We start from the raw sequence: 26,464 nt of genomic DNA, 5'->3' as shown, positions 1-26,464 counted from the left end.
TCATACCTGGGCAGGGGGCCTCTGGGGGGATGACCAGTGAACCAACTCGTTCCGTTAGCCGGCGCGACAGAAGACAGCCGTTGCCCGCAAACTGTTCTGACGTCGGACGGCGGCACTTTGACCGCCATCGACAGCGCCTCGGACATATCCGTACGCGTGACACCTGCCAGCCTTTACCGCTATGACAGCCTGGACGGAGCCGAGAAGGTCCAAGGCGTGGCGGCCCTGGACGCGGACGGTCTCGTCCTGCTCGACCTGCCGGCTGAGTGGTATGAGCCCGACCTGGTGGAGTTCGCCCGCAAGGCCGGCATCCCGCTGGTGGACGCCCGTTCCCGCTCCTCGGCTCGCGTACGCGCTGTCCTGGCGGGCCGCGCTCCCGGCTGGAAACGCCTCCGCGGTCTTCCGCCTCCCTCGCCGGCCAAATGGCGAAAGCCGGTGGCCATTTGCGGGGGAGTCATCGGCATGGGGCTGATGGTTTATCTGGCGTCCCTGGGGATGTGGGGTGCCTGGCGCGCCATCTCCTCAATAGGCCGGTTTCTGCTGGACGTTCTCGAAGTCAAATGGCTGATGGTCGTCTTCAGCCCCGCGCTGCTGGTCCTCCGGCCTGTCTTCGCCAAGGTCCGCCGTTGGCAGGCGAGAAGGGGCGCGATCCTGCTTTCGGCAGACGGCTCGGCCGTCAAAGGCAACTTCTCCGACAAACTTGAGATATTCCGCGGCCTTGGACTCGTCGCCACCTTGCGCATCGGCGCGTCTCCGGGCGAAGCCTTCGGTCTGCACCTCTACCGGTACGAGGACCTGACCGGCCTGTTCATCCTCGACCGGCCCTGTCGTCCCGTGTACCACCTGCCGGGGCGCTGGGCTCCGGGAGATGTGCACCTGTTCGCGGAGCGTCACAATCTCTTTCTGGCTGTGCATGGTGTGTCGCGCGAGGAGTACCTCAACCTCACGAAGGCCGCCAGCGACGCCATGCCCTGACACATGTGGGTCAGCCGGCCGCCACCCCCGCCAGTCGGCCACGTCGGCCACCCGGGGCGCCATGCCCCTCGCGTCGGCCGCCCCCCGCCATTCGGTCACGCTCGGTCACGCCATTCGGTCACGCCATCTCGGGGCCGCTCAATGCACGATCGCCAGCATCACATCAGAAGCCGAAGGCCGATCGTCCGGACGCTTGTTCAGGCACGTCCCCACAATCCCCCGCAGCGCAGGCGGCAACGGCGACAAGTCCGGATGGAAGGTGAGCACCCGGTTGAACACGGCAGGAACGGTGTCCTCCCCGAACGCCGGCCGCCCCGTGGCCGCGAACATGATCGTCACGGCCCAGCTGAACACGTCGGAAGCCGGACCCACGGCCTCCCCGGTCAGCTGCTCGGGCGACATGTACGGCGGCGTCCCGACCATCTTCCCCGACGTCATCATCGTCACCTGATCGAGCGCCCTGGCGATCCCGAAGTCGATCACCCGCGGCCCGTCGTTCCCGATCAGCACGTTGCTCGGCTTGAAATCGCGATGCACGATCCCCGCCTTGTGGATGGCCGCCAGCGCCCCGGCTGTGGATAACGCCAGCCGGGTCAGACTGTCCTCGTCGCGCGGCCCGTGCTTCTTGACGAGCTGCTCCAGCGAGGGGCCCTCCACGTATTCGCTGACGATGTAGGCATGCTGCCCGGAGATGTTCACGTCGAGCACGCGGGCTGTGGAAAACGTGGCCACCCGCCGGGCCACGTCCACTTCTCTCGCGAACCTGGCCCGCGCCGTCTCGTCGACGAGATCGTGCAGCACCTTCACCGCCACCCGCGCCCCGTTGGGCGCCGCAGCCAGGTAGACCGCCCCCTGCCCACCGCGCCCGAGCGACCGGAGCACCCGATAGTGCCCTATCCACTCAGGCTCCCCGGGCCGCCGCTGCTGGGATCCCTGCTCCCCGGAATGCCGCCGGTAGGGGTCAGGCCGCCCAGGCTGCCGCGTATGGGACGTGGGATGCGCAGGATGCTGCTGGTAGGACTCGAACTCCCGATGACGCTGCTGGTAGCTGGGCGATGTGGTCCGCTGGTGCAGATCCATGTGCGGCTGATGCGCCGGTCCCTGCTGATGGGCCGGCCCCTGCCGATGCGTCGGCCCCTGAGGAGACGCCCAACGCCGTGCCTTCACCATGGCCGGCACCAGGACCCCCGAGTGAACCACCCCGCCGATCCAGCTGAACAGCAGCCCGAGCGAGACCAGCAGGGACAGCGGCTGAGGAATGTCCTCGTAGGTGTCGTACGCCAGCGCCGCGATCACGAACGATCCGATGCCGACCAGATAAGCGGAGGCCGCGAAGACCTGCCAGATGCTCCGCAGCCAGAACGCGGCGAACCCGATGGTGAACGGGGTCGCCAGCCCGCACGTGAACAGGGGTAGGCAGGCCCACACGACGGCGGCCGCCCACGCCCCGGCCCCGGGACGGACCTGATGGCTCTGCTGCATGGCCGAGAGACTATCGCCCCGCTGCGGTTCATACCGGGCATGCATGCAGCTTGTGGATAACCTCCCGCTAATCTGTGGATGGCTGTGGAAAAACTGGGGACAACACCCCCGCTCGTTCACCTGCGAGGCGAGTTGGGTCATGATGTTGAACATGGCGCGGATACCGGGAGTCGGACTGGCAAAGGGACTGTCCATCACCCTTCGCCACATGCTGCGCAAATCGGTGACCCAGCAGTACCCCGAGGTGCAACCCGCCCTCCCGCCCCGCAGCCGCGGCGTCATCGCCCTGGTCGAGGAAAATTGCACCTCTTGCATGCTCTGTGCCCGAGAGTGCCCCGACTGGTGCATTTACATCGATTCCCACAAGGAGACGATCCCGGCCCCCGAAGGCGGCCGCCCCCGCCAGCGCAACGTCCTCGACCGCTTCGCCATCGACTTCTCGCTGTGCATGTACTGCGGCATCTGCATCGAGGTGTGCCCCTTCGACGCCCTGTTCTGGTCCCCGGAGTTCGAGTACGCGGAAGGCGACATCCGCAACCTCATCCACGAGAAGGACAAGCTGGCCGCCTGGACCCAGACGGTCCCTCCACCTCCGGCCCACGACCCAGGCGCCGAACCCCCGAAGGAACTCACCGCCGCCCCCCGCCGCCCGGCGACCGCCCGTACACCGGCAGCAGCCAGACCCGCATCGGGTACGGCAGACCGCCCCTCAGAAAAGCCGACTCAGGGGCCAAGGACGCCGCGGCCCGCAGGCACGACTGAAGAGCCCACGACAGGAACACCGGGCACGCACCCTCGGGAAGGCGCCGAGCCCAAGGCCCCGGGCACGGGACCCACATCAGGCGCTGAAGGCACGCGTTCCACGCCTGGCGCTGAAGGCCTGCAGCCCATGGCGGGCACTGCGGAGACCGAGCGCAAGCCCGGGCACCCCATGCAGCCCGGACCTACCAGTCCCGGACCCGCGCAGCCTGGACCGACACAGGCCGGCCCCACACAGGCCGAGTCCGGTGCCCAGGATGCCGGCGCGGCAGCGAATGCCTCTGAATCAGGTCCCGCCGCTCCTTCACGCCCTCAGGGCGGCCACGGGCGCCCCCGCCGGCCAATGCAGAACGTACGGGGCATCCGCCCTCCGGGCGCCCTCCCGTCCAGCCCTCAGGACGAGACCGCCACCTCCGCCGCCGAGGACCGGCGGCTCGGCCGCCCCGCCACGCCAGGCGAGCCGACCGCCGACGCCCCCGCAGAGGCTGAGCGGAACACTGACGACCTTACGGACACGGGGCCGACCGCCGACGCGCCCGCAGAGTCCGGCCCTTCCCCCGAGCAGCCGCCCCAGGACTCGGATTCATCCACAGGCCTGCCGTCCCCGGAAAAGTTGTCCACAGCTCCGGGCGTACCGCAACCGAAGCCCGAGCCGGACGAGCAAACTTCTGCCGCGAGCCCCCGCCGACGCAGGATGGCCGATCCACGGTCCATCCGGCCACCCGGGCGGCTCGGCCCTGACGAGACAAGGGAGTCCGAGGAGGATTCGTGATCGAAGCGGTGCCCTCCTACCTGTCACCCACCGGGCAAGAGATCGTCTTCTTGCTGCTGGGCGCGGTAGCGGTTGGATCGGCGCTGCTTGTCGTCACGACCAAACAACTCGTCCACGCCGCCCTCTGGCTCGTGGTCTGCTTCGGCGCCCTGGCAGGCGGCTATCTCGTCCTGACCGCCGAGTTCGTGGCCTGGGTCCAGGTGCTGATCTACGTAGGCGCGGTGGTCGTGCTGCTGCTGTTCGGCATCATGCTCACCCGCGCCCCCATAGGCAGGTCCACGGATCTCGACAGCGGCAACCGCCTCGTCTCAGCTCTGGTGGCGGTGGCGACGGCAGCCATCCTCGTCGCAGTCGTGATCGACGGTTTCCGTACGGCGTACACACCGCTACGCCCCGGCTCAGGCGCCGCCAAGGAGCTGGGCGCCAGCGTGTTCGCCACCTGGGTCCTGCCGTTCGAGGCGTTGTCGGTGCTCCTGCTCGCGGCCCTGATCGGCGCCATCGTCCTGTCCCGCACCGACATCCCCGGAGCCCCACCACCTGACCGGCCCGGCGACAACTCGCCAGATGCCCACACGGGAGCGAGCCCACCGCCCTCCGACACAAGGCAAGGCCCGATTCCCGGCCGAACCAGCGACACCACGGCCTCGGTCCAGCCCCAAGAACCGTCGGCACCCGAACACCCGCAGACCCGGGCGACCTCCGCCGAGACCCGGAAAGGCTCCGCGCCTGCTCCCCGCACCCCTGACAACGCGGTGTCCGACCCGACCGGGGGCAATCCGCCGCCCGATCAGATCGGGGGTCTTTAGTGCACATCGTCTACCCGGCGGTCGTCTCCGCGCTCCTCTTCTCTGTCGGCGTCTACGGGGTGCTCGCGCGGCGTAACACGATCCTCGTGCTGATGTCGGTCGAGCTGATGCTCAACGCCGTCAACCTCAACCTGGTCGCGTTCGACGTGTGGCTGGGCGACCGTCTGCACAGCGGCCAGGTCCTCACTCTCTTCGTGATCGTCATAGCGGCCGCCGAAGTGGGGCTGGGCCTTGCGATCGTGCTGGCGCTCTACCGCAACCGCCGCACCGTCGACATCGACCACCTCCGCGACCTGGCCGAGCCTCCCGACGGACCATCGAACGCGCCGACACCCCTGAACACGTCCGCCGACCACCTCACGTCATCCCTCGACGCACCCGCCGACGAGCCCTCAAGCAGGCCGGCCCTCGCGGACCCGCCCCCCGAGACACCCTCGTCCTCTCCGACGACACCGGTACGCAGCCACGCCGGAGCCCCAGAACGTACGCCGGAGCAAGCCGGAGCGCTCACCGACGCGGACGAACCGGTGGAGCACCGTCCGCGCACCACCGACGAGGACGGCAACGCATCAGAGCGGGCGGAGAGCGAGGGCAGTCGCGGCAGCGAGCACCCCATCAAGCGAGGTGGCAGGCCATGACGACGTTCCCGCTCATCGCCGTCCTCCTGCCGTTCCTGGCCGCAGCCGCGGGCCTGCTGCTCTCCCGCTGGCCGCACCGGCGCCCCGACGGCCCCACCCGCGAAGTCGAGGCGGCCAGGGCGGCGGTGGGCGAGCGGGCCAACACCAGGGCGGCCTGGATCGCCGTCCTCCCGACGGCCGTCTCGGCGGTCCTGGCCGCCTGGCTCGCCTGGGGCCCCGGCTTCGCCTTCCTCCACGGCGTCACCACGTCCCCACCCACAGGCCGGACGTACGGCACGATCGTCACCGGCGGCATCCCGATCACGCTCACCATCCAGGCCGACAACCTGTCGAGCATCCTCGGCGTCCTGGTGACCGTCGTCGCTCTGGCCGTACAGGTCTACTCGGTCGGCTACCTCAGGGACGACCCGCGCTACCCCTCTTACAGCGCGTTCATCAGCCTGTTCACCAGCGCCATGCTCCTGGTCGTCTACGCCGGCGACCTCCTGGTCCTCTACGTGGGCTGGGAGATCATGGGCCTCTGCTCCTACCTCCTCATCGGCCACTGGTGGGAAGACCGGAGCAATTCGCGGGCGGCGGTCAAGGCGTTCCTCGTCACCCGCCTGGGCGACGTCGGCTTCCTCTTCGGCATCTTCGTGCTCGGCCTGGCAGCGGGCAGCTTCCGCATCGGCGACGTGCTGGCGAAGGTGCCGGAGATGTCCACGGCCACGCTGGTGACGGCCACGATACTCCTCCTGGCCGGGGTGGCGGGCAAGAGCGCGCAGGTCCCGCTGCACACCTGGCTCCCCGACGCCATGGCGGGCCCGACGCCGATCAGCGCCTTGATCCATGCCGCCACCATGGTCGCCGCCGGGATCTTCATCGTGGCCAGGCTGTTCCCGGCGTTCCTCGCCGCCCGGCCGACGCTCGACGTGCTCGCCGTCGTCGCGGCGCTCGGCATGCTGGGCGCCGCCCTTGCCGCGCTGGCCCAGGACGACCTGAAACGCGTGCTCGCCTACTCCACGATCAGCCAGCTCGCGTACATGGCGGGCGGGTTGGCCGCGGGTTCCGACAGGGCGGCCATCTTCCACCTGCTGACTCACGGGGCGTTCAAGGCTCTGCTGTTCCTCTGCGCGGGCGCGGTGATCCACCACGTGGGCTCCAACCTGATGACCCAGATGGGTGGCCTGCGCCGCGAACTTCCGGTGACATTCGTGACGATGACGATAGGTTTCGCCGCGTTGATGGGCATCCCTCCGGCCAGCGGCTTCTTCAGCAAGGACGGCATCCTGCTGGCCATGGACGGCGCCCTGTCCCACGGAAGCCTGACGGACGCGGCCGCCCTTCTCCTGTACGGGTGCGCGCTCGCGACCGTGGCCGTAACCGGCGCGTACGCCGCCAGGGCCTGGCTGCGCACGTTCTTCGGCGAGGCTCGGGTCGTGGCGCTCCCGGAGCCGGAGCCCGGGACGGCCCACGTCGTGGACGTCACCGAGGCCCCCCGCACGATGCTCGTGCCCGTCATCGTCCTCGCCGTCCCGGCCCTGCTGCTGGGCTTCGCCGGCGAGTTGCACCTGGACCTCGGCGTGGCGGCCGTCAGCGTCGTGCTGGCCGTGCTCGGCGCCGGGATCGTGTACGCGTTCTGGCGCGCCGATCCCATCGCCGACCCTGCCCGCCTGCTGGGGCCGCTGCGGGTGCCGTGCGAGCGGGCGTTCTACGTGGACGGCCTCTACGCCACGCTGTTCGTACGCCCGATCCTGGCGCTGTCCAGGCTCGTGGTCAGAACGGACGACGTGGTCGTGGACGGGGCGGTGCGCGGGTCCGGCAGGTCGGCGCGCGGATTGTCCGGCGTGCTGCGACTTGCCCAGAACGGCAACGTCCAGCTCTACGTGAGCGGCGTGCTGGCCGGTGTCCTGCTGATCGCGGTGGGGGCGGTGGTGTTCACATGATGGGCTGGCTTCCCGTCGCGCTGCTGGCCGTGCCGCTGCTCGGCGCGCTCGTACTTCTCCTCGTGCCGCACACGCTCCGCCCGCTGCTGCACACGTACGGGCTGGCCCTGTCGGGCATCACTCTGGCGCTCGCCGTTCTGCTGGCGGCGACGTTCGACCACGGTCGGGGCGCGCGGCTCCAGTCCCAGGTGGACCTGCCGTGGATCCCAGGTCTGGACCTGCGCTTCCACCTCGGCGTCGACGGGATCTCGCTGCCGCTGATCGTGCTGACCGCCCTGCTGACGTTCCTGTGCTTCGTCTACCTGTGCTGGGGCGGCGCGCGGCAGGGGTTCGTGGGGGCGAGGCCGAGGGCGCTGGTGTTCACGCTGCTCGTGCTCGAAGTAGGCATGATCGGTACGTTCCTCGCCCTCGACCTGCTGCTCTTCTTCGTGTTCTTCGAGATCGTCCTCGTCCCGATGTACTTCCTGATCGGCATCTGGGGCGGCGAGGGGCGCAGGGCGGCGTCGATCAAGTTCATCCTGTACACGCTGCTCGGCTCGGTCGTGATGCTCCTCGGCCTGCTGCTCGTATGGACCAGGACCGGCACACTCGACATCGAGGCGCTGAGTGCGGCCCACGGCGCCGGCATGCCCCGATCCGTGCAGATCCTGGCGTTCGTGGCGATCGGCATCGGCCTGGCGGTGAAAACGCCCATGTGGCCGCTGCACACGTGGCTGCCCGACGCCCACACCGAGGCTCCCACCACGGGCTCGGTGCTGCTCGCCGGCGTGCTGCTGAAGATGGGCACGTACGGTTTCGCCAGGATCGCCATCCCCATCCTCCCCGAGGGGGCGATGGTGGTGGCGCCGTGGCTCGGGGCGTTCGCCGTGGTCGGCATCGTGTACGGCGCCCTCGCCTGCCTCGCGCAGCGCGACCTCAAACGCATGATCGCCTACTCGTCGGTAGGTCACATGGGCTTCGTCCTGCTCGGGTTCGCCACGCTGACCCCCGTGGGCATCAACGGCGCCCTCTTCGCCAACGTCGCCCACGGCCTGATCACCGGTCTGCTCTTCTTCCTGGCCGGGGCGATCAAGGACCGGTACCACACCGCCGACATGCCCTCGCTGGGCGGCGGCATGCTGGCGACACTGCCCCGGCTCGGGTCGGTGCTCACGTTCGCGTCGATCGCCTCGCTGGGGCTGCCGGGACTGGCCGGGTTCTGGGGCGAGATGCTGGCCCTGTTCGGGGCGTTCCAGCCGGCGAACGGGCTGCCGCGCGCGCTGTTCCTGACGTACATGGTGATCGGGGGACTGGGGGCGGTCCTGACGGCCGCGTACTTCGTCGTCATGCTGTCCCGCGTCACCCACGGCCGCCCCCAGGAAGCCACCGGGGCGCCCGCCGATGCGCGGACATCCGGCGGAGACGCGGACGCCCTGCCGGAAGAGGAGCCGGAAGAGGGGCTGTGGGAGGAGCCGTGGGAGGGCGTCACTCCCGATGAACGCCCCGTCGTACCGCTCGGCGCGCCGGAGAAACGCTCGGCGACGGCCACCTTGAAGCTAAGCCCGGCGCCCCTGCCCTCCGACGAACCAACCAGCACAGAACCGCCGACCGGCGCGCGGCGGATGGTGGATGACATCAGAAGCTACGAGCTGCTGGCATGGACGCCGCTGGTGGTCCTGATCCTGCTCTTCGGGCTCTGGCCCGGACTGCTCCTGTCGCTCACCACGCCGGCCGTCCAGACCCTGCTGGGAGCCGCCTCATGATCCAGCAGATCGACTTTTTCGTGATCGCGCCTCCGATGGCGCTCGCCCTGGTGGCCGGGCTGGTGCTGTTGCTGGACGCGTTCCTCCCGGCTCGCCCCCGCACGAAGACCGTGCTGGGCCTGGTCACGCTGGCCGGCGTGCTGGTCGCCCTGGGCCTCGTCGTCACCCAGGCGGTCAGGGGCGGGCCGCCGCAGTCGACCTTCTGCGTCCCGTCCGGCCTCGCCGTGGACGCCGGGCTGTGCTCCTTCGTGGCGGACCGGTTCACGCTGGTGTTCGCGGGCATGGTGCTGGTCGCGGCCGTGGTGATCGTACTGATGTCGATGACCGAGCTGGCGGCCGGCGGCATCCCGGTCGGGGAGTGGTACTTCCTTCTCCTCTGCACCCTCGTAGGCGCGGTGACGCTGCCCGCGTCCCGTGATCTGATCATGCTCGTGGTGGCGCTCGAGCTCGTCTCGCTGCCGGTCTTCGCCCTCACCGCGATGAAGCGGTACGACGGCCGCTCCTCCGAGGCCGCCGTGAAGCTCTTCGTCGTGTCGGTCGTGTCGACGGCCGTCATGCTGTTCGGCGTGTCGCTCCTGTACGGCATCGCGGGCACGGTCTACCTGTCCCGCCTGGCGGCCGTGTTCAGCGGCCAGGCTCCGGCGCCCGGCATCGCAGCGGGTACGGCGCTGGCGGCCGGCCAGGACCTGCCTGCCGTCGGCACGGTCGGCGTCGTTCTCGTGGTGGCGGGGTTCGCTTTCAAGATCGCCGCGGTGCCGTTCCACTCCTGGGCGGCCGACGTCTACCAGGGCGCTCCCGTCCCCGTGGCCGCGCTGCTCTCGGTGATCTCCAAGGCGGCCGGATTCGCCGGGCTGATCCTCGTACTGGTCACCGGACTGTCCGGGCAGGCCGCCACCTGGGCGCCCATCGTGGGGATCATCGCCGCGCTGACCATGACCGCGGGCAACCTGCTCGCCATGCGACAACGCTCCGCCGTACGCCTGCTGGCCTGGTCCTCCGTCGCGCAGTCCGGCTACATCCTGGCGCCCCTCGCAACGGCGGCAGCGGCCACGGCACAAGGCACCCCGGCAACCGCCGCACTCCACGCCCCGACTGCCGCCACCGCCGCACTCCACGCTTCGGCCGCCGCCACCGGACCCCCCACCGGCTCGCTCCACGCCCCGGCTCTCACTACCGCGATGGATTCGGCCGTACCCCCAGACACCGTGGCCATGGGGGCGATCGGCGCCTCCATGGCATACCTGGTCATCTACGCCGCCATGAACCTCGGCGCGTTCGCGGTGGTCATGCTCGTCTCCAGGACCGCCACCCGCAACGAGCTCGACGACTACCGCGGCCTGGCTTTCCGGAGTCCGGCCGCAGGGCTGGCGCTGGCGTTCTGTCTGGTCTGCCTCGCAGGCCTCCCGCCGGGCCTGGCCGGGCTCTTCGCCAAGGTGTTCGTCTTCCGCGAGATCGTCGAAGGCGGCTCTGGCTGGCTGGCGCTGATCATGGCCGTCAACACCGTGATCGGCCTGTACTACTACGCCGTCTGGGCGGCCCGGCTCGTCACCCCTGCGGGCGGAACAGCACACAACCGGCACCGCCCGCCCCCGGCGACATGGCTGGCCATCGGCCTTGCCCTGGTGGCGGCCGTCCTGTTCTCGATCGCCCCGCAACTGGTCCTGAACATGACCTCCTTCTCAGCCTTCGGCTGAGAAGGACCTCCACGTACGGAGAGGCCGTACCCGTACGAGACAAGTCGAGCCCGGCGGGTCGCGCTGTGCCCTCAGCCGAGCACAGCGCGATACGAACGAGGGACGGTTGGGGAACGATGGACCGGGTCATCGTCGTTGGACCAGGTGAACCCAGACCACGAAGGGGGGAGTCTTGCACCACAACGGTCTGCGCACCGCCGTTCTGCTCGGCGGCCTGTCGGCGCTGATTGTCGCGGCAGGCGCGTGGTTGGGCGGCGGCACCGGTGTGCGGATCGCGTTCGTGCTCGCGTTGGTGGGCAACGGCTTCGCCTATTTCTTCTCCGACCGCATCGCCCTGTCGGCCATGCGTGCCAGACCGGTCAGCGAGGTCGAGCAGCCCACGCTCTACCGGATCGTCCGAGAGCTCTCCACCCAGGCTCGCCAGCCGATGCCGCGCCTGTACATCTCCCCGACGGTGCAGCCGAACGCCTTCGCGACAGGCAGAAGCCCTCGCCAGGCCGCGGTGTGCGTGACGTACGGTCTGACTCGGCTGCTCGACGAGGCGGAGCTGCGCGGCGTGATCGGGCACGAGCTGTCGCACGTGTACAACCGGGACATCCTCGTCTCCTCCGTGGCCGGAGCCCTGGCCACGATGATCACCTGGCTCAGCTACGTGGCCGTGTTCTTCGGCGGCTCGGACGACGACGAAGGGCCGGGCTTCCTGGGTGCGCTGCTGATGATGGTGCTCGGACCGGTGGCGGCCGGGATGGTGCAGATGGCGATCTCCCGTACGAGGGAGTTCCAGGCCGACGAATCGGGCGCCAGGCTCACAGGTGACCCACTCGCTCTCGCCTCGGCGCTCCGCAAGATCGAGATGGGCGCCCGCAGGCTTCCGCTCCCCGAGAACAGCCGCCTGACCTCGGCCTCCCACATGATGATCGCGAACCCGTTCAGCGGCTCCGGGTTCGGCCGCCTGTTCTCCACACACCCGCCCACGTCCGAGCGGGTCGCCCGCCTCGAGCGCATGGCCGGCTACCGCCGCTGACCGACATGCGCCGACTGACGAAGGCGGAGCGGAGGCTCTGGAACGCGTTCCCCACCGGCGAAACCGTCGATCTGGGCCTGTTCACGATCGGAACCAGCCGCGCGGCCGGAACGAACGCGCCCACGGACGGTCACACCTGGGGCCGCGAACGTTCGATCAGGGCCGAGGTGATCGCCCAGCTGCTGCTCGGCGCCCACGACGCGGGCACCGGCTCCGTCCCGGCGGTTCGCTTACGCGGCGCGAGGATCATCGGCCAGCTCGCGATCGTCGGCGGCACGATCCCGCACCAACTCATCCTGAGCGGCTGCCATCTGGACGAACCCATCCGTTTCACCGACTCCACCACCCGCACCGTACGCCTGACCGACTGCCATCTCCCAGGGCTCAGCGCCGGCGGCATGCGGGTGGCCGGGCACCTCAGCCTGTCCGGCTCGAACATCACCGGCACCGTCCGCCTGAACCGGGCCCAGTTCGAGAGCGGCCTCTGGCTCGGTGGCACCAAAGTGGTGGCCGACGACGACGAAGGCTGGGCGCTCTACGCGAACGCCGCCGTCGTGGACTCCGGCACCTACCTCCGCAACGCCGACTTCACCGGAGGAATCGGCCTGGTCGGCGCCCGCCTCAACGGCGGACTCTTCCTGCAAGGCGCGACTCTCCGCAATCCCGGCAAGGAGGCACTCGCCGCCGACAGCATGGTGGTCGAGGACGTCATGCGCTGCACCGACGGATTCGAGGCATCAGGCTGCGTACGGTTACGCGGCGCCCGAATCAACGGCACGCTCTCGCTCAGCGGAACCATACGCAGTCCGGACACCCGCTACGCCCTCCACGCGAGTCACATGGAAGTTCGCGAGCTCTACCTCAAGCCCGCAGAGCCCATCGAAGGCGTGGTCACCCTCGCACACACCACGCTCGGCACGCTGCACGACGACCCAGCCACCTGGCCCGAGAAGCTACGCCTCAACGGCCTGACCTATCAGCGTCTGCGCGGTTCGGGCGTGGCCCGACGAATCGACTGGGTAAGCCGCGATCCGGAGGGGTTCAGGCCGCAGCCGTACGAGCAACTGGCCTCCTGGTACCTCGGCGACGGCAACGACGCGCTCGCCCGCCGCGCCCAACTCGCCAAGCTCCGCGCCAGGCGGCAGACGCAGGGCCTCAGGGTCCGGGTATGGGGCGCGCTGCTCGACGTAGCGGTGGGGTACGGCTACCGTCCCTGGCTCGCGGGCATGTGGTTCACGCTGCTGCTGACACTCGGAACCATCGTCTTCAGCCTCAACCCTCCCAAGGCGCTCAAACCCTCCGAGAGCCCCGATTTCAACGCCTTCGCCTACACCTTTGACCTTCTGCTCCCGATCCCGGCATTCGGCCAACGAGAGCTGTTCGACCCGGGTGGGTGGACGCAGTGGCTCGCGTACGGACTGGTCGTTTCAGGCTGGATCCTGGCAACGGCCCTCATAGCAGGCGCTACACGGATCCTCCGCCCTCAGTGACCGGGGAGGCGGCGGTGACCTTACGCATGATGGCCACAAGATCTTCGGGAAAGAAGACCTCGCCGGTGCTCTCGAGCTCCTCCGCACTCCACCACCGGTAGGCCGTCGTCGTGTCCTTCTCGATCTGCTCCATGTGGTCGAACGACACGACCGCGTCGTCACCCACGCGGATCGCGAAGAACGTCTGATCCTGCGTGATGGCGTACTGGGCCCAGCAGAACTCGATCACGCTGCTGCCGTACGGGCCGCTGAACTCGTCCGCGTTCGCCCGGATCCCGACCTCCTCGAACAGCTCACGCGCCGCCGCCTCCTGCAGCGTCTCGCCGTCCTCCGCGGCCCCACCGATCGTGAACCAGAACGGCTGATCCGGCTTCTCCGGATCAAAGCCATGAAGCAAGAGAACTCGATCTTGGCCGTCAATAGGCAGGGCACGCGCCGTAAAGCGACGCAGGGGGATCTTCGTCACGATTACCGAGCTTACGGTCGAGACGGTCGCGAGCCTACGGCCGAGACCCGGCACGCCTTACAGCGGCCAGACGAGACGGCCTACAGCCGAGACTCGGACGGACCTACGGCCGAGAGGCGGAACGGGCCTATGGCCGAGAGGCGGGACGGGCCTATGGCCGAGAGGCGGCACGCCGAGGCACCGGAGAACAACGTCGCCCGCGTAAAAATCGCGGACAACGCACCCAACCATGCACCCCGGACGTGCCCCGCGCCCGACTCCGGCTCCATGCCGATCAGCGGTAGTTCACAAACTGGAGGGCGATGTCCAGATCCTTGCCCTTCAGCAGCGAAATGACCTCTTGGAGATCGTCCTTCTTCTTTGAGCTGACCCGAAGCTCCTCGCCCTGAATCTGCGCCTTGATCCCCTTCGGCCCTTCGTCGCGGATCAGCTTGGAGATCTTCTTGGCGTTCTCCTGGTCGATGCCCTCCTTCAGGCTGACCATCATGCGGTATTCCTTGCCCGACAGCTTGGGCTCGCCCGCGTCCAGGATCTTCAGCGACAGACCCCTCTTGACCACCTTCTCCTTGAACACGTCGAGCGCGGCACCCGCCCGCTCCTCACTGTTCGCCTTGATCTCGATGTTGTCCTGCCCAGACCAACTGATCGCGGCCCCGGTCCCCTTGAAGTCGAAGCGGTGCCCGATCTCCTTCACCGTCTGGTTCAGGGCGTTGTCGACCTCTTGGCGGTCGATCTTGCTGACGATGTCGAAAGATGAATCGGCCAAAACACCCATCCTCTCAGCTGCGAAAGCACTACCCGGATCCTGCTTCGCCGCCGTACGCGAAACGCGAAGGACCCAGCGCACGAGCCTAGCCAGCATCGGCCCGCCGCGCAGGACGCCGCCCCCTTGTGCGGCGGACCATCCACCTTTGCCCCCTCCCGCACCCGCACCGTTTCGGCACAACACGTACCGGGCATCCGGCTGGGGACAAACTGGTGTCACGTGCACCTCTGAAGTCCGCTATTCTTCTGTGTGTCGCCGCGAGAGCGGATGACAAGGCAGGTTGCCCGAGTGGCCAAAGGGAGCGGTCTGTAAAACCGTCGGCTCAGCCTACGCAAGTTCGAACCTTGCACCTGCCACCAGCAGTAAGTGCAGCTCAGAGGCCCTTCGGGGCCTCTTCTGCGTTTCAGGGGTCATGCAGCCAGACGCCGCCGTGAGCGGCCTGTTGTCGCAGGTCCCGGAATATGTCCGGAATGGATCTTGGAGCGTTTCCCCTGGTCGGAGGCCATGATCCGGAGGATTCGCGGATTGCGCCGGGCGTGGGAACGTATTGGGAACGGCGAAGGGCCCCGGTGGCGTTCCGGGACCCTTCTGGGTGGTGCTGGGTGATCACGCGGGGAGGGCGTCCTCAATCCGCTTGTTGGCGATCTCCTGTTGGCCGTCAAGCGGCGGCGCGGCGCGCCGCCGTACCCCCGGCCCTCCGCCCGCCCGCCGTCCGGGCGTGCGGCCTAATGAGAGCTACCGGGTCGGCTTCGAGCTGGGGCAGACTCGGTGACAGTAGCCGTCGGCAGGTGAGCACTCGTGCGGCCGGGACCTTTCGGGAGTTCTACCCCCAGATCGTGCCCCTGTCGGTGGTCGGGAGGGTTGATCGCTGATGGGATGTCGTGCCAGGCAGTCGGTCTTGAGCACTAGATCATTAGGTTGGGACAGTCCTCCCGCGAGCTGCTGAACCAGGTTGCCGTCCATGGGTAGGAGGAACTGAGGTGCTGTTCGTCGGGGATGACTGGGCTGAGGAGCACCATGATGTCGAGTTGCAAGACGAGACGGGGCGACGGCTGGGCAAGGCGCGGTTGGAGGAAGGCGTTGCCGGGATCGCGAAACTGCATGAGTTGATCGGCCGGCATGTGGCTGAGGGCGTAGAGGCGGATCAGGTGGTGATCGGCATTGAAACCGATCGAGGTCCGTGGGTGCAGGCGTTGATCGCGGCGGGCTACCGGGTGTATGCGGTGAATCCGTTGTCGGTGGCACGTTACCGCGAGCGGCACAGCGTATCGGGGGCCAAGAGTGATGCCGCGGACGCGCGCACACTGGCCGACATGGTGCGAACCGATCGGCACCAGCATCGCGTGATCGCCGGTGATACTCCTCAGGGGGAGGCGATCAAGGTGGTGGCCCGGGCGCATAAGACGCTGGTCTGGGAGCGCACCCGCCACGTGCAGCGGCTACGCCATGCACTGCGAGAGTACTTTCCCGCAGCTCTGGCCGCCTTCGATGATCTGTCCAGGGCAGACACCCTGGAACTGCTGGTTACGGCACCAGATCCGGCTTCGGCGGCCGAACTGACCTTTGAGCAGATCAGCGCGGCACTCAGGCGAGCCCGGCGGCGTAACGTGGCCGACAAGGCAGCGGCGATACAGGTGGCTCTGCAGGCTCGCCATCTGAGCCAGCCTGAGGTCGTCACTGCCGCATACGCCGCCTCGGTGCGCGCCCAAGCAGCGATCCTGGCTACCTTGAACGAGCAGATCAAGACCATGGAAGACCAGGTCGAGGCACATTTTGGCCGGCACCCGGACGCTGAGATCTACCTCAGCCAACCTGGGCTGGGACACCTACTCGGTGCCCGGGTGTTGGGTGAGTTCGGCGACGACCCCGACCGGTACGACAACGCCAAATCCCGCAGGAACTATGCCGGGACCAGCCCGATCACCAGGGCCTCCGGCAAGAAGAAGGTCGTGCTGGCACGATTCGTGCACAACGACAGGCTCATCGATGCCCTGGGGGCTCAGGCATTCGCCGCGCTGAGCGCCTCACCAGGTGCCCGCGCCTACTATGACGAGCTGCGAACACGCGACGTAGGTCATCACGCAGCTCTGCGCCAACTCGCCAACCGGCTCGTGGGGATCCTCCACGGATGCCTGAAAACACGCACCAAATACGACGAAGCAACCGCCTGGTCGCATCGCACGGAAGGCGAGCCCCGGCAGAGATCGGAAAAGACATCCAAGATCGCGGCTTGACATCTAAGCGCATGGGATGTCTGGGGGCCGGTCCCGGACGGCGGCGGGACACCGGGCCGGGCACCGCACGTGGGCCCCGCCGTACCAACCGAACGCGCCGACCGGGGTTGCCACGCCGCCGCACAGATGCAGCCCTAACGATCGCCGCGACGCGCCGACACTCCTCGAAGAAGGTGCGATCGATCGTCGGCATGACGGACACTCGTCCATCGGTTGGAAGACGAAGCAGAGGTGTCGCATCTCTTTATGGCCGGCGCTTCACTCCAGTGCAGATAGCAGGAGCGCCTTGTACTGGAAGACAAGGTCGCGGTCAGCTGTGGCCCAGGCGATAGCGGCTTGGGCGTGGCGGCGACGGGTAGGGGTGAGCTTGGGATTGCTGAGGTTCACTGCCTCTGCGCCAGCGATGTTGGTCTGTCGACGCACTATCGCATCCAGGAGATGTTCGGGGTCGACGTCGCCGTAACCGTCGCGTAGCTCACGGAGATGCTCGGCCTGTTGAATGATTGGCACTCGGCCTTGGGATTGGATGCACCAGGTCCACGCCATGTATCCCAGATCGTCGAGCCGGTCGCCGGGGCGACACGACGACCAGTCGATGAAAGCCACGGGCAGGCCCTTTTGAAAGATGGTGTTGAACGGGCCGGGATCGCCATGGATGACGCACTCGGCGGCGGCTGCCAGGGTGTGTCCCGCGGTTGCCTCGTGCAGGTCACGGAGCATCCGGCCCCCGAGGGCATATGCGCCGGCTGCTCGCTGCGTGGGATGGTCGGTGGTGTTGCCCGGGATGAAACTCAGTATGTCCCTGCCGTGTTCGTCAATCCCGAGGTAATGCGGCGCATGCGGGTAGCCGACGGACTCCAGGTAGGTCAGCACCCGGGAGGCGAATGCAGCACCCCCATCGCGAGCGCGGCGCACCGTGTTGCCAACTCGCACGACCTCCAACGCATTGTTTCCGCCGGCTAGGCGCTCTTCGTCCACAATAACCATGATGGGAGATGCTGCTTCGGCGCGCCGGACGGGCCTCGCCGCTGTCACGCTGCCGTACAGATACCGCCCTTACGATCGCCACGGCGTGGTTGGCCGTCGTAGATTGCTGGGGGCGATCGACGATCCGTGCTTCGTTCCTCAGCACGGCTCACCGAGCGACGTGGTTGCGGTCTGCTTCCAAGCTGAGACATGGACCAGCCGGGCGGGACTCGCATCTTCCATGATCCGGAGCATGCGCGGAATGATCTCTGAGACCAGCCATCCGCCATACGGCTGCACCGCAGGTCAGGCGCAGTAGGAAACTGAAATGGGCGACGCCCTGTAAAACCGTCGGCTCAGCCTACGCAAGTTCGAACCTTGCACCTGCCACACGCAGTAAGCGCAGCTCAGAGGCCCTACGGGGCCTCTTCTGCGTTTCAAGGGTGTGCAGCCGGATGCCGCCGTGAGCGGCCGTTTGTCGCTGGTCGCGGGATATGCGCGGGATGGATCATGAGGCGTTTCCCCAGGTGGACGCCCATGATCCGGGATATGCACGGGATGATGGGGCCCTGTAACGTCGAAAGGCCCCGGGGAAGCCGGAGCCCTTCGAGTGATGCCGTTTGCGATCTCATGCGGTCAGTACGTTTGCTATTCGCTGGTTGACGATCTCCTCCTGGCCGTCGATGCACTTGGCGTAGACGCGCAGCAGGACATCCACCCCGTGGCCGGCACGGGGTGCCACCTCCGGAGCCGGTACAGAACGCCTTGCATGTCCACCTGCTCGCCGAAGCGGAGCACATGGAGGGGCTCAGCGTCCTCGTCCAGGGCATCGAGGACCTCGTCCCAGATGGGCAGGACCTCGCCCGTGCCGGGGTCGAGGTAGCCGGCCTCCTCATCCCAGATGGGCAGGTGGTCCCCGTCGGAGCGCACTTGGTCAGCAGTGGGCCACCACACCTGGTGATAGGTGGCCGCTGCTAGCTGCTTGATCTCCGCCCGCGGGAGGGTCCACGGATGGCCATGTGCAGGTGTGGAGCTAGCCGCTTCTGAGGTTCGACGGACGCGAAGTGTTGCACGTCATAGCCCGCGACTCGGCGCAGGTTCTGCACGAAGCGGTCCACAAGCTTGGAGCCAGCGGAGAGCTTTTGTCACGTCCAGTGGCGCGGTTGGGCGCCAGTCCTCCGTGAGGAAAGCGTACGTCCGGAGAGCGCGCCGGAGGGTCTGGCACCGGGCCTGTCGGGAGCGTCCCTGGTCCGTGGAATCCCAGCCGAGCCGCCTGCGGGCTCTGGCAGCGTGATCGGGGGCGGCGCCAAGGGCGCTGTGCTTTCCGCCGTCCAGACCGGTTTGGCCGCCTTGGTCGTCGCCCTCGTCGCCCTCGTCGGCCGGATGTGAGGGCATGCGCCGACATCCCGCTAGCCCTTCCCTCTGCCCTGGTCCCTGTGCCTTGAGCACCCAAGCTGCTGAGGCTGTTGCCGATCTGGCGGCGACGGGGACAAGGGAAGCAGAATGACCGTCCCGCTACGGGTTGGCGGTTTCGGCCGAGGGTGTGAGCACAGAGGCAGCGGGCGTACGGTTGACGAGGCGGTACAGGGCGATCAGCCCATAGGCGAGGCTAAGAAGCAGACGGCCAGTCTCGTTCACGCCAGGTATCTGCACCAGAACAGAAGCTACGACGGCTGGCAACGCTGACCACGGACCAAGGCGCCCTCCTCGGGCGGGGCGGCACTGCTCATGCCGCCGGCTGTTCGTCGACCGCACGGCATCGGGCCTGAGCGATTTCACGCAGTACTTCAAAGGCCGCCCCGCCGTACCGATTGAGGCCCGTCGACAGCCGCGTCACGCTCCGTGTCTTCGTGGACTTCTCGTCAGTCCAGGCCTTCGGCGCTGACGGCCGAGCGGCGATCACCAGCCTGATCTTCACCGACTGTCATCGGTGTGGTGTTCGCAGCACGCCGAGCAGGAGGGGTGCCGCCGGCCGTCGGGTGGTTGGAGCCCTTTGGCGTTGCTGCAGGATGCGTCGCCGCTGTCCGGGAGTTCGTCTTTGCCGCCGTGAAACCTCCTCATCGGTGACTCTCCGAGAGGGCGGCTCCAGGGACGTGGTGTCTGCCCGCCGGACCGCCCTGCACCCTGGCCGCCGGGTGGTGGCCCCAGGTCGGCTGTTAGCGCTCACATGTCTTTCTTTCCTGTCGCGGTTCCTTCTCTGTCGGATGGCTGTGGTGGCAGGTCGAGCCAATACGAGACGTAGAGGCGACGTCAAGGACGGCACCTCGCGCCCACGGAGGGGCAGCGGACGGGCGTGCGGCTCATCAGGCGTTATCAGGCGTCGCCGCCCGTGACGGCGAGAGCGTCGCTCTGAAACTTTCTTTAGAACTTGACAACTTTCGGCATGGTTTTCCAAACTGTGTCCCCGAGGCGGCTTCCTCCTGCCATGTGGTGGTGCGCGGGGAGGACCGCCGTTGGCGATGCCCAGGTGGTGTGCGTTTCCTGATCGCGAGACGCGGCGTCGATTGCGCGGGGCGACCCCGCGTGTCCGCTTTTCCGTGATTCAGTCTGGAGCACTCAGCCATGGACTCCAAAGCCATAATTCCGCCGCGGCCTCTCAGGAGTCCGCGGGTTCTGATCGCCGCTGCCGTCGGCGTACTCGGGGTGGTCACCGCGGTGACGGTACCGACCACGCCGGCTGGTGCGGCGGCGAGTACGCTCGGCGCGGCCGCCGCACAGAGCGGGCGGTACTTCGGCGCCGCCATCAGCGCGGGCCGGCTCGGCGACTCGCAGTACACCACGATCGCCGGCCGCGAGTTCAGCATGGTGACGCCCGAGAACGAGATGAAGATGGACGCCACCGAGCCGAACCGGGGCCAGTTCAACTTCGCCAACGGCGACCGCGTCTACAACTGGGCCGTGCAGAACGGCAAGCGGGTGCGCGGGCACACGCTGGCCTGGCACTCTCAGCAGCCCGGCTGGATGCAGTCGCTGTCGGGCAGCAGCCTGCGCCAGGCGATGATCGACCACATCAACGGTGTCATGGCCCACTACAAGGGCAAGATCTACGCCTGGGACGTGGTCAACGAGGCCTACTCCGACAGCGGAGGCGGGCGGCGCGACTCCAACCTGCAGCGCACCGGCAATGACTGGATCGAGGTGGCCTTCCGCACCGCGCGCGCCGCCGACCCCGCCGCCAAGCTCTGCTACAACGACTACAACATCGACAACTGGACCTGGGCCAAGACGCAGGGCGTCTACAACATGGTCCGCGACTTCAAGCAGCGCGGCGTGCCGATCGACTGCGTGGGCCTGCAGTCGCACTTCAACGGCAACAGCCCGTACAACAGCAACTACCGCACCACCATCTCCAGCTTCGCCGCCCTCGGGGTGGACGTGCAGATCACCGAGCTGGACATCCAGGGCGGCTCTCCGCAGACCTACGCCGCCGTGACGAACGACTGCCTGGCGGTGCCCCGCTGCGCCGGCATCACGGTGTGGGGGGTGCGCGACCAGGACTCCTGGCTCGGCGCCGGCGCCAGCCCGCTGCTGTTCAACGGCGCCAACAAGAAGCCCGCCTACGACGCGGTCCTCAACGCCCTCAACGCCGCCCCGCCGACCCCCACCCCCACCCCGACCCCGACGCCCACCCCGACTCCGACGCCCACCCCGACTCCGACACCGACTCCGACTCCGAACCCGGACGGATGCACGGCGACGATCACGACGACCAACAGCTGGCCGGGCGGCTTCCAGTCGACGGTGACCGTCCAGGCAGGCGGCGCGGCGATCAGCGGATGGACCGTGCGGTGGACCTGGCCCGGCGGGCAGAGCATCAGCAGCCTGTGGAACGGCCAGCAGAGTGTGTCCGGCTCCAGCGTCACCGTACGCAACGCCGACTACAACGGCTCCATCGCCGCCGGCGGCTCCACGACCTTCGGGTTCACCGCAAACGGCACCGCAGCCACCCCGACCGCTACCTGCACCAGCCCCTGACGGCGGTTGGACATGATGATGAGGAGAATACAGATGCGTCTGCCCTGGCGAGCGCGGTCACCGCGCCTCTCCGCCGTCACGACCGCGGTGCCGCCCCGGCGGGCCTCGCGCCGGGGCCTCGTGATCGGCGCCATCGCGGTACTGCTGGCCGGAGCCGGACTGCTGACCACACAGCCCGCCCAGGCCGCGGTCGACTGCCGGGTCGACTACACCATCAGTTCGAGCTGGACAGGCGGCTTCAACGCCAGCGTCACCATCAACAACCTCGGTGACGCGGTCAACGGCTGGCGGCTGACCTGGTCCTTCAGCGCGGGCCAGCAGATCACCCAGATCTGGAACGCCACCCAGACCCAGTCCGGCTCGTCGGTGACCGCCACCAACGTCTCCTACAACGCCTCCATCCCCTCCGGCGGCAGCACCAACTTCGGGTTCAACGGCTCGTGGAACGGCAGCAACCCGGTGCCGACGTCGTTCACCCTGAACGGCGTGACCTGCGGCAATCCCGGCACCCCCACCCCCACTCCCACCCCCACTCCCACCCCCACCCCCACTCCCACCCCAACTCCCACCCCCACTCCGACGCCTACGTGCGATCTACCGTCGACGTACCGCTGGACCTCGACGGGGCCACTGGCGAACCCGAAGTCGGGTTGGGTCTCGCTCAAGGACTTCACCAGCGTCGTCTACAACGGCAAGCATCTCGTCTACGCGACGACGCACAACACGGGGACGAGCTGGGGTTCGATGAACTTCGGTCTCTTCACCAACTGGTCCGACATGGCCTCGGCCAGCCAGAACACGATGTCTTCCGGCACTGTCGCGCCCACGCTGTTCTACTTCGCCCCGAAGAACATCTGGGTGCTCGCCTACCAGTGGGGCGGGACCGCCTTCTCCTACAGGACCTCCAGCGACCCCACCAACCCGAATGGCTGGTCAGCGCAGCAGGTGCTCTTCTCCGGAAGCATCTCCGGCTCCGGAACAGGACCCATCGACCAGACGCTCATCGGTGACGGCACGAACATGTACCTGTTCTTCGCCGGGGACAACGGCAAGATCTACCGGGCCAGCATGCCCATCGGGAACTTCCCGGGCAGTTTCGGCTCGACATCGACGGTGATCATGAGCGACTCGACGAACAACCTGTTCGAAGCCGTTCAGGTCTACAAGCTCAAGGACCAGAACAAATACCTCATGCTCGTCGAAGCGATCGGCTCGCAGGGCCGCTACTTCCGATCGTTCACCGCCACCAGCCTGGGCGGTTCGTGGACACCGCAGGCCGCGACCGAGAGCAATCCCTTCGCGGGCAAGGCCAACAGCGGCGCCACCTGGACCAACGACATCAGCCACGGCGATCTGGTCCGCAGCAACCCCGATCAGACCATGACCGTCGATCCCTGCAACCTGCAGTTGCTCTACCAGGGACGCAACCCCAACTCCGGCGGCGACTACGGCCTCCTGCCCTACAGGCCGGGTGTGCTGACACTGCAGCGCTGACACGTGAATCCACCTCAGCCAGGGGAAGCGGCAGCGGACCCTGGCTGAGGAGTGTCGGTCAGGGTTTCGTGGGGAGGTTGGGTCAGGCCGTCGCTGCTTCGACGGTGACCTTGTGGCCGAGGGCTTGCAGCTTGGCGATCAGCCGCTGGGCTTCCTTCTCGGGGTCTTTGCGGGTGATGAAGTAGTCCTCGCCGAGTTCGTGGTACGGCGTGCCGGTGGCCAGGACGTGCCAGATGATGACGATCACGGTATCGCGGCGATCAGGAGGCGCTTGTCCGGTTTGCCGTTCGGTGCCAGTGGCGCCTCGTCGATGATGGTGACCGTCGCCGGGACGCATGCGGCGCCGAGCCGCTCGCTGACCAGTGTCCGCAGTGAATCAAGGTCGGGGGCCCGGTTCGGCGCTGGTACCACGAATGCGTGCACCGCCTCGCCGGTGTCCTCGTCCGGGGCGCCGATCACGTACGCCTCCGCGACGTCAGGGGACGTGGCCAGGACCCGCTCGATCGGGCCGGCGTAGTGGAGGTTCGCGTTGACGATGATGACGTCCCGCGTCCGCCCGGCCAGGTACAGCCGGCCATCGTCGTCGAAGTGGCCCAGGTCCCGGGTGCGCACCCACCCGTCGATGAACACCTCCGCGGTCTCCGCCGGTTCGGCCCAGTACCCGATCGCCTGCGCGGGTGTGCGGACGTACAGTTCGCCGTCGACGCCGGGCGGGACCGGTCTGCCGTCCGCGTCCCGGATCACGATGTCGATGATGTCGGGTGGGAATCCGACCGAAGGGGGGATGTCCGACGGCGTGGCCATGGAGATCGTGCCGGTCTCGGTCTGCCCGTAGCCCTGGAACACGACCGGGCCGAGCACGTCGCGTGCTTCGCGGAGCCGGGACGCCTCCAGCGGCGACCCGGACACCATGAGCGCCCGGAGGCTGCTCAGGTCGGCCGGGGCGCTGCGCTGGGCGGCGACGAGTTTGTACAGGCGGGGCACGGTGATGACGCTGGCGGACGCACGGTGTCTGGTGATCGCGTCGGGGAACGTGGGCGAGTCGGCGACGACCATGGTCCCGCCCGCGGCAAGGGTGAGGACGCCGTACTCCATCATCACCTGGCTGCTCAGCGACCCGAACACCAGGTAGCGCTGCAGCCGGGAGGCCAGTTCCCGGATCGCCGGCGGCCACGTCGCCGGGCGGGCTGTCCACGCGGCGTTCATGGCGGCGTAGGTCTGCGCGCACGCCTTCGGCGTGCCGGTGCTGCCGCTGGTGTAGACGAGCCGGGCGACGTCCTCCGGCCGGCCGGACAGGCGCAGCTGACCGACCTCGTCGGGTGCGGCCGTCAGCTCGGAGACGGTCAGTGTGCGCGGCGCGTGCTCCGGCCTGGTGGCCGCGTCGGTCACGACCGCGGCGATGTCCTGGTGGAGCACGTGGCGTAGCTGGCCGTCGGACAGCCCGGGCCGCACGCCGACGACTCGGGCTCCGACGACGTAGCCGGCGATCGTCGCGGCGAACGCTTCCGAGGTGACACCGAGCATCATGGCGAGGCCGTCCCCGGGCCCGATGGCCGCGGCGCGCAGCCCGGCCGCGATCCGCCGGACGATGCCGAGCATCTGCGCGCCGGTGACGGTACGGGGACCGTGCTCGAAGACGGGCCGGTTCCCGGCCGCGACGAGGAGGTCCAGAACGGACCGCGGGTAGGGTTCAGTAGGCGTCGGCAAGGCATTCCTTGACGAAGACGGCCAGTGGCTGCTGATGCACCGTCGGCAGGTTCCACTGGTTGTCCAGGTTCTCCGCCAGGTGGTGGACGCCGGCCGCCGTGCCGTCGCGGTAGTGCCGCACCACCGGGTGCAGGTAGCTCGCGTCGTGAGCGTTGGCGGCGTCGTTCTCGACGACTCTCGGGACCGAGATGTCGAACGGATCGACGGCGTCGTGATCCTTTCCGTACTCCAAGGTGATGACGAACCTGTGCCGGGCCGGGCCGAGCCCACCGTCGGCGGTGTACGCCACGGGGACCTCCTCCTGGTAGAGCGCGGTGCCGCCATCCACGGTGACCACGTCGCCGAGCACGCCGAACTGCTGCCACAGCGCCGAGGAGCGGTTGACCCGGGCGATGATCGCGTCGCTGATCGCGTCCGGGTCGGGCTCGACCTTCTCGGCCGGCCAGGTCCCGCCGTGGTAGCGGGCGGTCAGGATCCGGTGGAGCGCGCGCACCCCGTACCGGAAGCCGTGGATGAAGCCGCTGGTGCCCTTCTTGAAGTCGCGTTGCTGCGTGAGCGTGCCGGCGAAGTACAGATCGGGCACGTTGGCGGATTCGTACGCCGGCGTCTGCTCGGGGAAACGGTCGTTGATGACCAGCGCGGGCCGGCAACTGTCGTCGAACGCCGAGGCGTCGAACCGGAAACCGGTGCACACGATCACCCGGTCGTAACACAGTTCGCGCAGCGCTTCCACGGTCCGGGCGTAGCGGAACATGACCCGGTAGCGACCGTCGGCACGGCGTTCGATGCTCTCCACCGTGCCGTCGAGGACCGAGTTCTGCGATTTCAGCTGGTAGCTGTCGAGGAAATTGTTGTTCACCGCCCGCAGGTGCCCGACGTAGTGCGACTGCCAGGCCATCCTGACGGAGTGCGGCCCGGCGACGTGGATGACCGCGGCCTTCTCCATGAGTGACTCGGCGGTCTCGAATCCCGAATTGCCCTTGCCGATCACCAGGACCTGCTGGTCGACGAAGGACATGGGGTCGGTCTCGAACGTGTCGTAGCGTTCAGCGGTCTCGATGCCGGGGATCGGTGGGACGTACAGCTGGGAGACGCCGGTGGCCACGACCAGTCGCCGGCCCCGCCATGAGTGTCCACTGCGGTCGGTGGCGGTGAACCCGTCGTCGTCCCGGCTGATCCGGACGATGTCAGTGTCGTAGTGCACCTGGACGCCGGTCGCCGACGCGAAGTCGGACAGGTAGCGTACGAGATCGTCGGCCTGCGGGAAGTACTTCTCGCTGTAGCGGGTGAGCAGCAGTTCCGGATCGTCGCTCAGCAACGAGTTCCAGTCCATCCGCAGCCGCAGCTCCGGGTCCTCGTACCCGGTGTGCACCTTGTTGATGGAGATCAGCTGGCGGTGCCGCGGGAACCGGGTGAAGAAGGTGCCCGGCCCGGCTCCGCGTTCCAGGACGGCATAGTCGTGACCGCCATGTTCGAGCAGTGCGGCGAGCTGCAGCCCGGCCGGCCCGGCCCCGATGATCAGGTAGTCATGCGCCATGATCCAGAAGCT

Annotated in this window: 20 protein-coding genes, 1 tRNA gene and 2 pseudogenes; 14 read left to right on the top strand and 9 right to left on the bottom strand. The window is 68.0% G+C overall.

The genetic code is table 11. The features are described from left to right. Positions 1-36: 36 nt before the first annotated feature. Positions 37-975 carry a hypothetical protein gene (locus ABD830_RS37885; protein WP_344998407.1) on the top strand — a complete coding sequence of 313 codons (939 nt, stop codon included), beginning with the start codon at positions 37-39 and terminating at the stop codon, positions 973-975. Between the two features lie 138 nt (positions 976-1,113). Here the strand turns inward: ABD830_RS37885 and ABD830_RS37880 are convergent, their stop codons facing one another. After that, positions 1,114-2,457, bottom strand: coding sequence for a serine/threonine-protein kinase (locus tag ABD830_RS37880; RefSeq protein ID WP_344998405.1), 1,344 nt, complete (start codon positions 2,455-2,457; stop codon positions 1,114-1,116). Between ABD830_RS37880 and ABD830_RS37875 the strand changes: the two genes are divergently transcribed. From ABD830_RS37875 to ABD830_RS37840, 8 genes and pseudogenes are all read left to right on the top strand, one after another. Continuing rightward, positions 2,456-3,988, top strand: coding sequence for a NuoI/complex I 23 kDa subunit family protein (locus ABD830_RS37875; protein WP_344998403.1), 1,533 nt, complete (start codon positions 2,456-2,458; stop codon positions 3,986-3,988). The genes ABD830_RS37880 and ABD830_RS37875 overlap by 2 nt on opposite strands. Beyond that, positions 3,985-4,794, top strand: coding sequence for an NADH-quinone oxidoreductase subunit J family protein (locus ABD830_RS37870; protein ID WP_344998401.1), 810 nt, complete (start codon positions 3,985-3,987; stop codon positions 4,792-4,794). The genes ABD830_RS37875 and ABD830_RS37870 overlap by 4 nt, the downstream gene beginning before the upstream one ends. Beyond that, a pseudogene (gene nuoK / locus ABD830_RS37865) lies at positions 4,794-5,096 on the top strand (NADH-quinone oxidoreductase subunit NuoK); the annotation flags it as partial. The gene ABD830_RS37870 and the pseudogene nuoK, both read left to right, overlap by 1 nt. Before the next feature lie 332 nt (positions 5,097-5,428). Beyond that, positions 5,429-7,357, top strand: coding sequence for an NADH-quinone oxidoreductase subunit 5 family protein (locus ABD830_RS37860; protein WP_344998399.1), 1,929 nt, complete (start codon positions 5,429-5,431; stop codon positions 7,355-7,357). Next, a complete protein-coding gene (locus ABD830_RS37855) occupies positions 7,357-9,099 on the top strand; it encodes a complex I subunit 4 family protein (RefSeq protein ID WP_345002213.1) in 1,743 nt (580 codons plus the stop codon). The genes ABD830_RS37860 and ABD830_RS37855 overlap by 1 nt, the downstream gene beginning before the upstream one ends. Beyond that, positions 9,096-10,793: an NADH-quinone oxidoreductase subunit N gene (locus ABD830_RS37850; RefSeq protein ID WP_344998397.1), complete on the top strand. Its 1,698-nt coding sequence runs from the start codon at positions 9,096-9,098 to the stop codon at positions 10,791-10,793. Before ABD830_RS37855 ends, ABD830_RS37850 begins: the two co-directional genes overlap by 4 nt. Before the next feature lie 172 nt (positions 10,794-10,965). Beyond that, positions 10,966-11,817 (top strand): zinc metalloprotease HtpX, encoded by an 852-nt coding sequence (htpX, locus tag ABD830_RS37845; protein WP_344998395.1) that lies wholly within the window; start codon positions 10,966-10,968, stop codon positions 11,815-11,817. 5 nt (positions 11,818-11,822) lie between these two features. Beyond that, positions 11,823-13,307 carry a hypothetical protein gene (locus tag ABD830_RS37840; protein WP_344998393.1) on the top strand — a complete coding sequence of 495 codons (1,485 nt, stop codon included), beginning with the start codon at positions 11,823-11,825 and terminating at the stop codon, positions 13,305-13,307. Here ABD830_RS37840 and ABD830_RS37835 read toward each other — a convergent pair. Both ABD830_RS37835 and ABD830_RS37830 read right to left on the bottom strand, forming a co-directional pair. Continuing rightward, positions 13,282-13,773: an NUDIX hydrolase gene (locus tag ABD830_RS37835; protein WP_345002212.1), complete on the bottom strand. Its 492-nt coding sequence runs from the start codon at positions 13,771-13,773 to the stop codon at positions 13,282-13,284. The genes ABD830_RS37840 and ABD830_RS37835 overlap by 26 nt on opposite strands. A gap of 274 nt (positions 13,774-14,047) precedes the next feature. Continuing rightward, positions 14,048-14,548 carry a YajQ family cyclic di-GMP-binding protein gene (locus ABD830_RS37830; protein ID WP_344998391.1) on the bottom strand — a complete coding sequence of 167 codons (501 nt, stop codon included), beginning with the start codon at positions 14,546-14,548 and terminating at the stop codon, positions 14,048-14,050. Positions 14,549-14,813: 265 nt separating this feature from the next. Here ABD830_RS37830 and ABD830_RS37825 point away from each other — a divergent pair. Together ABD830_RS37825 and ABD830_RS37820 are read left to right on the top strand one after the other, a co-directional pair. Then, positions 14,814-14,898: transfer RNA gene (locus tag ABD830_RS37825), tRNA-Tyr, on the top strand. Between the two features lie 621 nt (positions 14,899-15,519). Continuing rightward, positions 15,520-16,773, top strand: coding sequence for an IS110 family RNA-guided transposase (locus ABD830_RS37820; RefSeq protein WP_344998072.1), 1,254 nt, complete (start codon positions 15,520-15,522; stop codon positions 16,771-16,773). A 258-nt stretch (positions 16,774-17,031) separates the two neighbouring features. Here the strand turns inward: ABD830_RS37820 and ABD830_RS37815 are convergent, their stop codons facing one another. The 3 genes and pseudogenes from ABD830_RS37815 to ABD830_RS37805 form a co-directional block, all read right to left on the bottom strand. Then, positions 17,032-17,760 carry an aminoglycoside phosphotransferase family protein gene (locus ABD830_RS37815; RefSeq protein ID WP_344998389.1) on the bottom strand — a complete coding sequence of 243 codons (729 nt, stop codon included), beginning with the start codon at positions 17,758-17,760 and terminating at the stop codon, positions 17,032-17,034. Positions 17,761-18,495: 735 nt separating this feature from the next. Beyond that, a pseudogene (locus ABD830_RS37810) lies at positions 18,496-18,866 on the bottom strand (replication initiator); the annotation flags it as partial. 599 nt (positions 18,867-19,465) lie between these two features. After that, the gene (locus ABD830_RS37805; RefSeq protein ID WP_344998387.1) at positions 19,466-19,657 is read right to left on the bottom strand and encodes a hypothetical protein; all 192 of its coding nucleotides are present in this window, start codon (positions 19,655-19,657) and stop codon (positions 19,466-19,468) included. Here ABD830_RS37805 and ABD830_RS54430 point away from each other — a divergent pair. The 3 genes from ABD830_RS54430 (at position 19,590) to ABD830_RS37795 (ending at position 23,208) form a co-directional block, all read left to right on the top strand. Beyond that, positions 19,590-20,072 (top strand): hypothetical protein, encoded by a 483-nt coding sequence (locus tag ABD830_RS54430; RefSeq protein WP_378521049.1) that lies wholly within the window; start codon positions 19,590-19,592, stop codon positions 20,070-20,072. The genes ABD830_RS37805 and ABD830_RS54430 overlap by 68 nt on opposite strands. 322 nt (positions 20,073-20,394) lie before the next feature. Continuing rightward, positions 20,395-21,714, top strand: coding sequence for a glycoside hydrolase family 10 protein (locus ABD830_RS37800; protein ID WP_344998386.1), 1,320 nt, complete (start codon positions 20,395-20,397; stop codon positions 21,712-21,714). A 33-nt stretch (positions 21,715-21,747) separates the two neighbouring features. After that, entirely contained in the window at positions 21,748-23,208 is a 1,461-nt protein-coding gene (locus ABD830_RS37795) for a non-reducing end alpha-L-arabinofuranosidase family hydrolase (protein WP_344998384.1), read from the top strand. An 82-nt stretch (positions 23,209-23,290) separates the two neighbouring features. Here the strand turns inward: ABD830_RS37795 and ABD830_RS37790 are convergent, their stop codons facing one another. From ABD830_RS37790 to ABD830_RS37780, 3 genes are read right to left on the bottom strand one after another with little or no spacing between them, the layout of a single operon-like run. After that, positions 23,291-23,455: a hypothetical protein gene (locus tag ABD830_RS37790; RefSeq protein ID WP_344998382.1), complete on the bottom strand. Its 165-nt coding sequence runs from the start codon at positions 23,453-23,455 to the stop codon at positions 23,291-23,293. Then, the gene (locus ABD830_RS37785) at positions 23,452-24,915 is read right to left on the bottom strand and encodes a class I adenylate-forming enzyme family protein (RefSeq protein WP_344998380.1); all 1,464 of its coding nucleotides are present in this window, start codon (positions 24,913-24,915) and stop codon (positions 23,452-23,454) included. The genes ABD830_RS37790 and ABD830_RS37785 overlap by 4 nt, the downstream gene beginning before the upstream one ends. Next, on the bottom strand, positions 24,899-26,452 hold the full coding sequence (locus ABD830_RS37780; RefSeq protein WP_344998378.1) for an NAD(P)-binding domain-containing protein: 1,554 nt from the start codon (positions 26,450-26,452) through the stop codon (positions 24,899-24,901). Before ABD830_RS37780 ends, ABD830_RS37785 begins: the two co-directional genes overlap by 17 nt. Positions 26,453-26,464: the final 12 nt, after the last annotated feature.

This window comes from Nonomuraea helvata (assembly GCF_039535785.1).
Classification (GTDB): Bacteria; Actinomycetota; Actinomycetes; order Streptosporangiales; family Streptosporangiaceae; genus Nonomuraea; species Nonomuraea helvata.
Note: the sequence above shows the minus strand (reverse complement) of the source record. Positions and strands in the feature narration are given on the sequence as shown.

Bases quoted from the DNA above. Each gene is read 5' to 3' on its own strand.
- ABD830_RS37830 (WP_344998391.1), bottom strand. From the start codon at position 14,548: ATGGGTGTTTTGGCCGATTCATCTTTCGACATCGTCAGCAAGATCGAC.
- ABD830_RS37880 (WP_344998405.1), bottom strand. From the start codon at position 2,457: ATGCAGCAGAGCCATCAGGTCCGTCCCGGGGCCGGGGCGTGGGCGGCC.
- ABD830_RS37815 (WP_344998389.1), bottom strand. From the start codon at position 17,760: ATGGTTATTGTGGACGAAGAGCGCCTAGCCGGCGGAAACAATGCGTTG.
- ABD830_RS37860 (WP_344998399.1), top strand. From the start codon at position 5,429: ATGACGACGTTCCCGCTCATCGCCGTCCTCCTGCCGTTCCTGGCCGCA.
- ABD830_RS37855 (WP_345002213.1), top strand. From the start codon at position 7,357: ATGGGCTGGCTTCCCGTCGCGCTGCTGGCCGTGCCGCTGCTCGGCGCG.
- ABD830_RS37875 (WP_344998403.1), top strand. From the start codon at position 2,456: ATGGCCGAGAGACTATCGCCCCGCTGCGGTTCATACCGGGCATGCATG.
- ABD830_RS37780 (WP_344998378.1), bottom strand. From the start codon at position 26,452: ATGGCGCATGACTACCTGATCATCGGGGCCGGGCCGGCCGGGCTGCAG.
- ABD830_RS37840 (WP_344998393.1), top strand. From the start codon at position 11,823: ATGCGCCGACTGACGAAGGCGGAGCGGAGGCTCTGGAACGCGTTCCCC.
- ABD830_RS37850 (WP_344998397.1), top strand. From the start codon at position 9,096: ATGATCCAGCAGATCGACTTTTTCGTGATCGCGCCTCCGATGGCGCTC.
- ABD830_RS37795 (WP_344998384.1), top strand. From the start codon at position 21,748: ATGCGTCTGCCCTGGCGAGCGCGGTCACCGCGCCTCTCCGCCGTCACG.